General features: G+C 35.8%; 10 protein-coding genes. All 10 read right to left on the bottom strand.

Annotated features, from left to right (window positions below; translation table 11 throughout):
- Positions 1-14: 14 nt before the first annotated feature.
- Positions 15-2,273, bottom strand: coding sequence for a heavy metal translocating P-type ATPase (locus tag AACY93_RS03075; RefSeq protein ID WP_339611099.1), 2,259 nt, complete (start codon positions 2,271-2,273; stop codon positions 15-17).
- Positions 2,274-2,437: 164 nt separating this feature from the next.
- Positions 2,438-3,049: a mercuric transporter MerT family protein gene (locus AACY93_RS03080; protein ID WP_339611101.1), complete on the bottom strand. Its 612-nt coding sequence runs from the start codon at positions 3,047-3,049 to the stop codon at positions 2,438-2,440.
- Positions 3,050-3,051: 2 nt separating this feature from the next.
- Positions 3,052-3,321 (bottom strand): thioredoxin family protein, encoded by a 270-nt coding sequence (locus AACY93_RS03085; RefSeq protein WP_093978493.1) that lies wholly within the window; start codon positions 3,319-3,321, stop codon positions 3,052-3,054.
- 68 nt (positions 3,322-3,389) lie between these two features.
- Positions 3,390-3,776, bottom strand: a complete 387-nt coding sequence (locus AACY93_RS03090; protein WP_339611109.1) for a metal-sensing transcriptional repressor — start codon at positions 3,774-3,776, stop codon at positions 3,390-3,392.
- 9 nt (positions 3,777-3,785) lie between these two features.
- On the bottom strand, positions 3,786-5,492 hold the full coding sequence (merA, locus tag AACY93_RS03095; RefSeq protein WP_339611111.1) for a mercury(II) reductase: 1,707 nt from the start codon (positions 5,490-5,492) through the stop codon (positions 3,786-3,788).
- A 29-nt stretch (positions 5,493-5,521) separates the two neighbouring features.
- A complete protein-coding gene (locus AACY93_RS03100; RefSeq protein ID WP_279448349.1) occupies positions 5,522-5,863 on the bottom strand; it encodes a heavy-metal-associated domain-containing protein in 342 nt (113 codons plus the stop codon).
- Positions 5,864-5,880: 17 nt separating this feature from the next.
- Positions 5,881-6,474: a mercuric transport protein MerTP gene (gene merTP / locus AACY93_RS03105; RefSeq protein ID WP_339611116.1), complete on the bottom strand. Its 594-nt coding sequence runs from the start codon at positions 6,472-6,474 to the stop codon at positions 5,881-5,883.
- Positions 6,471-6,845, bottom strand: a complete 375-nt coding sequence (locus tag AACY93_RS03110) for a metalloregulator ArsR/SmtB family transcription factor (protein WP_008992796.1) — start codon at positions 6,843-6,845, stop codon at positions 6,471-6,473. The genes merTP and AACY93_RS03110 overlap by 4 nt, the downstream gene beginning before the upstream one ends.
- 142 nt (positions 6,846-6,987) lie before the next feature.
- Positions 6,988-7,635, bottom strand: coding sequence for a class I SAM-dependent methyltransferase (locus AACY93_RS03115; RefSeq protein ID WP_339611120.1), 648 nt, complete (start codon positions 7,633-7,635; stop codon positions 6,988-6,990).
- 82 nt (positions 7,636-7,717) lie between these two features.
- Positions 7,718-7,892: AraC family transcriptional regulator (locus tag AACY93_RS03120; protein WP_339611123.1), on the bottom strand; the 175-nt coding region annotated here is incomplete at its 5' end.

Consider the following 7,892-nt stretch of genomic DNA (forward strand, 5'->3'; position numbering starts at 1 on the left):
GAATTTATTTATTATTAAAGTTTTACTCGTTTAAGTCTTAAGCTATTTGCAACTACGGATACACTACTGAATGCCATTGCTGCACCTGCAATCATCGGATCCAACAAAAACCCATTTACAGGATAAAGAACTCCCGCTGCAATTGGAATGCCAATAATGTTGTAAATAAATGCCCAGAATAAGTTCTGACGTATGCCCAACACGGTTCTTTTTGATAGTTCCAATGCTTTTGGGATAGATTGTAAATCTGACGTTATCAATGTCATCTTTGCAACATCCATTGCAATGTCCGAACCTTTTCCCATTGCGATGCTGACATTGGCCTGCGCCAAAGCGTGGGAATCGTTGATACCATCACCAACCATAGCCACTGTTTTTCCATCAGCTTGTAATTTCTCAACAAAAGCTGCTTTATCGGAAGGCATTACTTCGCCTTGGTAATTTGTTATTCCTACTTGTTTTGCGACAGCAGATGCAGTTTTATTATTATCGCCTGTAAGCATATAGACTTCTATTCCTTTATTTTGTAATGTGGTAATGGCCTTTTTGGATGTTTCCTTAATCTTGTCAGCAATGGCGAGTATCGCCAGCACTTGCTTTTCATTGCCAAAGAAAATGACCGTTTTAGCCTGCTCTTCGAGACTTTCTGCCGTTTGCATTAAGGAAGCGTCGATTTGAATATTCTTTTCAACCATTAGCTTATGGTTTCCAACATAGTATTTTGAACCATTTTCTGTTTGAGCTTTTACCCCCTTTCCTGTGATACTTTCGAAGGAAGCCATTTCAGTTTGTTCAACATTTTCATCTTTTAAGTGGTTGACTACAGCCCCTGCCAAGGGATGTTCTGATTGTGCTTCGATAGCCAAAAGAATTTTTTTGTATTCATTGCTATTTTCAAGTTTATCCTTCCAAAATATATCAGTTACTAAAGGTTTTCCTTCTGTAATTGTACCTGTTTTATCAAGAATGACAGCATTCACTTTATGACCGAGTTCTAAACTTTCGGCATCCTTTATAAGGATATTATTTTCTGCGCCTTTACCAATTCCCACCATAATGGCGGTAGGTGTTGCCAATCCCAAAGCACAAGGACAGGCGATTACCAATACTGCTACAGAGGTCAATAAGGCTTGTGAAAAGGCATTATCGCCTCCTAAAGACATCCAGACAATGAAGGTTACAATGGAAATACCCAATACCACAGGAACGAAAATACCGGCAATCTTATCGACCAGTTTTTGAACGGGTGCCTTACTCCCTTGCGCTTGCTGAACCATTTTAATGATTTGGGAAAGCAGGGTTTCTCCACCTACTTTTTCAGCGGTAAATTGAAAACTTCCTTTTTGATTAACGGTACCAGCGAATACCTTTTCCCCTTGGGATTTCTGAACTGGAACGGGTTCACCAGTAATCATACTTTCATCTACATATGAGCTTCCCTTGGAAACTTCGCCATCCACGGGAATCTTTTCTCCGGGACGCACCAAAATGGTCTGACCTACTTGAACAGACGAAATAGGAATTTCCTTTTCTTCACCATTCTCAATAATTTTCAACGTTTTAGGCTGTAGTCCCATTAATTTTTTAATGGATGAAGATGTATTTGACTTTGCCTTTTCTTCCAATAGTTTCCCCAAGGAAATAAAGGTTATAATTACCGTTGCCGCCTCATAATAAACGTGAGGCTCGATACCACGATTCAACCAAAATTCAGGAAAAAAAGTGTTGAACACACTAAACAGAAAAGCGATTCCTGTACTCAAGGCTACAAGCGTATCCATATTTGATTTACCGTGTTTGGCTTGCTTGAAAGCATTGATGAAAAAGCTACGACCGAACCAAAAAAGAATTGGAAAAGTCAACACCAAAGAAATCCACTTACCTGGTTCCCATTGCATAAAAAACATTCCTAATACAAAAATGGGAAGGGTAAGGATGGCCGACCAGATAGTACGGTTTTTTATGTCCTGATAATGCTTTTGCTGAAGTTCTTGCTGTACTTCCGAAGGGTCATCGGCATCAATTATAATATCGTAACCGACCTCACGAAGCGCGTTTTGAAGTTGATTTGGACTCAACTCCTTGTCATATTCCACAAGAACGGAACTATTGGCAAAATTAACACTTGCATCAAACACACCTTCCGTGTGTTTTAATACAGATTCAACACTTGCTGCACAAGAGGCACAAGTCATTCCCGTAACAGGGAATGATTCCTTTATTCCTTTTTTAGTATTCTTTTCTTTGGTTTCAAATATGTTGATTGTCTCCATAAATCCGTTCTTATTTGTATGTTACAAATTTCAGGATTAAAAGACTGTAATGTGTTACGTTATATGCTGAATGATTTGTAGAATTTACTCTTCACGAATTATTACTACCAATTGGATAAGTCGTTTTTAATTTATCTTTTATCACCGCAATGGATACGTGTCTATCAGTCTCTACTATTTGTAATCAAATACCCTTTTGATTGAATGACCTTTTTTATCTCATCGACATTCGTTTTAGTGGTATCAAATTCTATAATTGAAGTCCCTTCTTCAAAAGACGTAGATACATTTGTAACCCCGTCAATTTTGTTTACCGAATGGTTGATGTTTTCTTCACAACCCGAGCATACCATCCCTTCAATATTCAACTTTACAGTTTGAATATCGGTATTGTTTGTTGCAACAATTCCTACTTTCTCCGTTGAATGAAATATTTGTGGATAATAAGAAACCAATGTCATTACAACAACAAACACTGTAACCAACCACAAATAGAATTTCGACTTAAAAAATGATGGCTTAGCCATATCACAGTTACCACAATCGTCCACCTTCTTTTTTTTATAAACCTGATAAAAGGCCAGTCCCAATGACAAAAATGCTATAACCAACAGATAAGGTTTCAAGGCAATAAGCCAAGAAAAATAGACAGAACTCCCACTAATACCAACTACACTTGTAAGTAGTAAAGGACCCCAGCAGCATAGTTTAAGGGAAACTGCTGAAAATACAGCAGTACCCATAGATGCTTTTTTGTTCAATTTGGTAAGTGCCATACCTAACAACTTCCTATTCCAGCATTTACCAAATCATCTTTTGTGATTTCGATGTTGGTGCAGCAATTCAGTAGTTTTCCGTTAACAGCAATGGCAGGAACTCTTGTAACCCCATATTCCTTCATTTTTGAAACACATATTTTACTTTCGCATTGCTCAGACAGATTATGAAGTATGATTTCGCAGTCCTTTCCTGCTGTCTCTTTTACTAATTGCACCACAGGCTCGCATACTGGGCAACCTGCTGTAAAAATCTCGATTTGTCGTTTCATCTTATTTAAGTTTAAATTAATAATGGAACAAAGATGAGAACGTAAGGTAGGGGGTCACCAAACTTTTTTTAGTCTTTTTTTTCGTTGTAGTTTTTTAATCTGGTTTCAATGGTTTGGATTTCTTTTAAGCGATTGGTCAAATCGGATAATTCCAAATTGGGGAATTCACTTTTTAAATATTCAATTTTATCTTCATTGCCACAATTTCCTGGGCAAGAGTCCACGGCCTTTACAATTCCAATTGCGAGTGCTTTTCGATAGACTTCATCCAGCAGTAAGTAATGTGCTTTTTGAATCCCCTTATCAATGGATTTGAACTGTATGTTTATTTGTTCGGGGTCCTTTCCTTCATCAAGCATTTTAACAATGCCGTTTAATTGACCACTCAAAGTTTTTAATCTGGATTTAATATCCAAGATTAAATCAGTAGGTAATTTGTACTGTTCTCCTTTCATAACTCAAACTTAACTCGCGCAGCAACTTAATTTGGAAACATCTTTCCCAAAGGTAATCGCTGCCAGTTTAACAGATTCTCCTAAAGTTAAATATGGATAAAAGCTTTCTGCTAAATCTTTTACAGTGATTCCAAATTTAATAGCCATACTCAATTGTTGTATCAGTTCACCACCTTCAGGTGCAACTACTCTTGCGCCTATTAATTTATCGGTTTCAGTGTTGCGTATCAGTTTTATGAACCCTCTGGTATCTTGAGCTGCCAAGGCTCTTGGAACGTGAATTAAATCAAGTTTACTGACTTCAAAAGGAATTTCCTTTTTTTCTGCTTCAATTTCATCTATACCTGCTCCTGCGATTTGAGGGTCTGTAAATACTACCCAAGGTAATGATGAATAATCAATACTTGTTTTTGTTGATGAAAACGCATTGTTCACTGCTGTACTACCTTCGGTTGCTGCTGTATAAACAAATGCCGGTGTAATGGTGACATCTCCTGCTGCATAAATATTGGAAATATTGGTTTCCATTTTTTCATTTACAATAATATGGCCGCTTACTGTTAACTTTAGGCCGATATTCTCAAGCCCTAATTTAGAGGTGTTAGGCTTCGTCCCTGTAGCCACCACAATATGTCCTTTTTCAACAATTTGAGTTGTGGAACCATCAGGACAATTACAATGAATAATTGTATCGTTACCTTTCTTTTCAAATTTAAACGCTCTAAAGTTTGGAAGGATTTCAATCCCTTCACTTTTCATTTGTTCTACCAAAACATCTGTAATATCTTTTGTTTGACTGCGTAATGGCCTGTCGGTAAATTCAATGATACGTACTTTTACACCCAATCTGTTGTAAGCCATCGCAATTTCCAAACCAATATAACCAGCTCCCATAATGGTCAAACTTTCAGGTTTTTCCTCTAAATCGAACAAGGTCACATTGGTTAAATAACCAACCTCATTCAGTCCTTCAATATTTGGAATATTGGTAGTTGCTCCTGTTGCCATTAGAATGTTGGTTGCTGTGTAGGTGTCTTTTCCATCCACAAGGATTGTTTTATTATCAACAAGTTCAGCCCAACCTGTACGCATTATCAGGTTTTCAAAATCACTTACCACATCCATATATTTTTGTTGCTGAAGTGAAGCAACCAATGCTTTTTTATCTTTTATGATTTGTGCAAAATCAATGTCTGCTCCTTTAGGTTTTATACCCTTAAAATTGGAATGTGTAGCGAGACGTACCGTTTCGGCAACCCGAATAAGGTTTTTAGACGGTACACAACCCACATTTACGCAAGTGCCACCAAAATCTAATCCTGCATTTACCATAAGTGTTGTGAGCCCTAAACCTTCAGCTTTAATGGCTGCTGAAAATGCAGCTGAACCACCACCAATAATTATTAAATCGAATTGATTTTGGCCTTTGGAATTTACAGCGGAAACCTCTTCCTCGTCGACATTATTTACAACCGAATAATCACCAACGCTGTTTATAGCATCTATTACATTTGCCTTACTCATCTTATCAGCATCAAAAGTAAATTCGCCTTTTCCGGTTTCGTGGTTAACTGTGGAACTTAAAACTCCTTCAGTTGCGTTCATATCCTTTTCGATATGTGTTGCACAACCTTCACAGGTCATACCCTCGATTTCCAATGTAATGGTTTCTCTATTTTGAGGCATTTTGATTTTCATTTTAGCTGTATTTTTCATTGAAATCGGTACTGTTTACTTATTAAAAATTAGACCTTCCCTTTAATTACTTCGGCCTTAAACCCTTTCTTTTCTATGATAAGCTTTAAGGCTTTGATACTTGTTTTTGAACCATCAAACTCAATAACAGCAATATCTCCTGGATATTCAACTGAATGTTCCAAAACACCATCTACTTCTTTTAATGCATTGTAAATCGAATTGGAACAACCAGCACAAGTAATGCCTGTAATTTTAAATTTCACGGTGGTTGCATTTTGTTTCATTGAAGCTACTTCCACAACTTGATTTATAACCTCCTTGCTTTGCGATTTGGCCTGAACAGAAAACAGCATTAAAGCTAAAATAGGTACTATCGATAGTTTTGTCATAATGGGTAATTTTGCGTTTATTTATCTTTTATAACCTTGTATCCTGTTGAATTAATTGCCTTTTCAATAGCTACTTTAGAGATTTTAGACTTATCAAACTCTACGACGGTACTTCCCTTTTCATACGAAGGGGTTACATTTATAATCCCGTCCAATTCATTTACAGCGTGTTTTATGCTTTCTTCACAGCCAGCACAAGTCATTCCTTGAACAGTAAAGTTTACAGTTTGAATATTTGATTGGTTTACAATGACCACTTCTTTTTTATTATCCGGATAAAAAATGGATGAATAATATGGAAATGCCAGCATTATAATTGCAAATACAGTTACAATTCCTAAAAACTTTTTTGATTGTATAAATTTTGGTTTTTCGTCTGTTTCACATTCGCAGTCAATTTCTTTTTGAGGTTTTAGTTTTTGATACCAAGCAAAGCCGAGCACTAAAATTGTTAGCCCGATTAGATAAGGTCTAAAAGGCTCAAGCCAAGAAAATGTTGAGGCAATTCCACTTGTTCCAGCGATTAAAGCCAAAACGGGTGTAATACAACATAATGAAGCTGTAATAGCAGCAAGTAAACCTGCACCAATTAATTTGTTCTCACGTTTCATATCGTTTCTAAAACTTTGTTTTTATCGAGTATTTCAAAAAACGGATTTAATAATGTTGAATATTCAGGGGTTAGTGAGTAAAAAATCGTTTGAGCATCTCTTTCGGTTTCCAATAAATTTCTGTCCTTCATTTTTCTCAAATGTTGAGAGATAGCAGAAATATTCATTTCGAGAATATCACTTAAGTCGCAAACGCAAAGTCGTTTCTCCTCAAAGAGTAGGTAAAGAATTTTTAGCCGAACATTATTTCCGACTAAAGAAAGTCCATTTGCCAAATAGTCAAACGATTCATTTAATTCTGAAACTGTCTTTTTACAACGGTTTATCTGTTCAATATCTGCCTGTTGTCTTATGCAAGAATTATTTTTCATAAGGCAAAGTTACAATTATTTCTTATTTAAGCAAATACTTAAATACAAAAAAGAATGATATGTAAATTTTGATCATTATGTTCCTTTTGTTTTGATTTGTGTTTTGCAAAAACTAAAACTACCGAATTGTACATCTGTTCTTTTAGCTTGTAGGTGAAGGTATTGCTGGCTTTACAGTTAATTGTCTTTTAAAACTACAAAACAGAAAATTCTGTATGGTGTTGAATGGTGTTGTGTGGTCCTCTGATACACAGCGAATTTTGTCAAATCCTTTTTTTAATTCCGATGTTAATTCCTCTTCATTGTATTGTTTTATTTCAAGTCCGCTACATTTTTTTGGTCCGTTTTGTGAAAAGGTTCCTATTATTAAATAACCTCTTACAAATTTTGTCGCTATGTTAGTATATTTTTTAATCTGGTCATCTGTTGTAAGAAAATGAAAAGTTGCTCTGTCGTGCCAAACATCGAAAGATGTATCTGGTTCAAATTCGGCAATGTCGCTTACAATCCAATTTACTTTACTTGCCTTTTCTCCCAGTCTTTTTTTAGCTTTCGCAATTGCTTTTTCTGAAATATCAAGTACAGTAATGTTATTATACCCTTCCTTGAGTAAATAGTCAACAAGTTTACTGTCGCCACCACCAATGTCTATAATTTTTGCCTTTTTATTTAGTTTGAACGAACGTATAAACTTCAGTGAAGTTTTTGGTATTTCTTGCGTCCAACCTACCTGGTCTGGATTTTTAGTTTGGTAAACTGTATCCCAATGTTTCTTTCTGTCTAATTTCATTTTGATATCTCAATTCAGTTTATTAGTAACTCGTTATATTATCCATAGATTTAAAACATCCCACTTATAATGGTAAAAACCCTTAAATCTCATCCAAAGGTTTACGGTTCTTATTAGTGCTTTTTTTAAATTCCGAAGGTGTCATTCCTGTTAGCTTTTTAAACTGATTGCTTAAATAAGCAACACTACTGTAATTCATTTTAAAGGCTATTTCACTCAAGGTTAATTCATCATAAACTATTAGTTCCTTGACACGT

Origin of the sequence: uncultured Xanthomarina sp. (assembly GCF_963971605.1) — a bacterium.
GTDB lineage: Bacteria > Bacteroidota > Bacteroidia > Flavobacteriales > Flavobacteriaceae > Xanthomarina > Xanthomarina gelatinilytica.

Bases quoted from the DNA above. Each gene is read 5' to 3' on its own strand.
- AACY93_RS03110 (WP_008992796.1), bottom strand. From the start codon at position 6,845: ATGAAAAATAATTCTTGCATAAGACAACAGGCAGATATTGAACAGATA.
- AACY93_RS03080 (WP_339611101.1), bottom strand. From the start codon at position 3,049: ATGGCACTTACCAAATTGAACAAAAAAGCATCTATGGGTACTGCTGTA.
- AACY93_RS03085 (WP_093978493.1), bottom strand. From the start codon at position 3,321: ATGAAACGACAAATCGAGATTTTTACAGCAGGTTGCCCAGTATGCGAG.
- AACY93_RS03075 (WP_339611099.1), bottom strand. From the start codon at position 2,273: ATGGAGACAATCAACATATTTGAAACCAAAGAAAAGAATACTAAAAAA.
- AACY93_RS03090 (WP_339611109.1), bottom strand. From the start codon at position 3,776: ATGAAAGGAGAACAGTACAAATTACCTACTGATTTAATCTTGGATATT.
- merTP (WP_339611116.1), bottom strand. From the start codon at position 6,474: ATGAAACGTGAGAACAAATTAATTGGTGCAGGTTTACTTGCTGCTATT.
- merA (WP_339611111.1), bottom strand. From the start codon at position 5,492: ATGAAAAATACAGCTAAAATGAAAATCAAAATGCCTCAAAATAGAGAA.
- AACY93_RS03100 (WP_279448349.1), bottom strand. From the start codon at position 5,863: ATGACAAAACTATCGATAGTACCTATTTTAGCTTTAATGCTGTTTTCT.
- AACY93_RS03115 (WP_339611120.1), bottom strand. From the start codon at position 7,635: ATGAAATTAGACAGAAAGAAACATTGGGATACAGTTTACCAAACTAAA.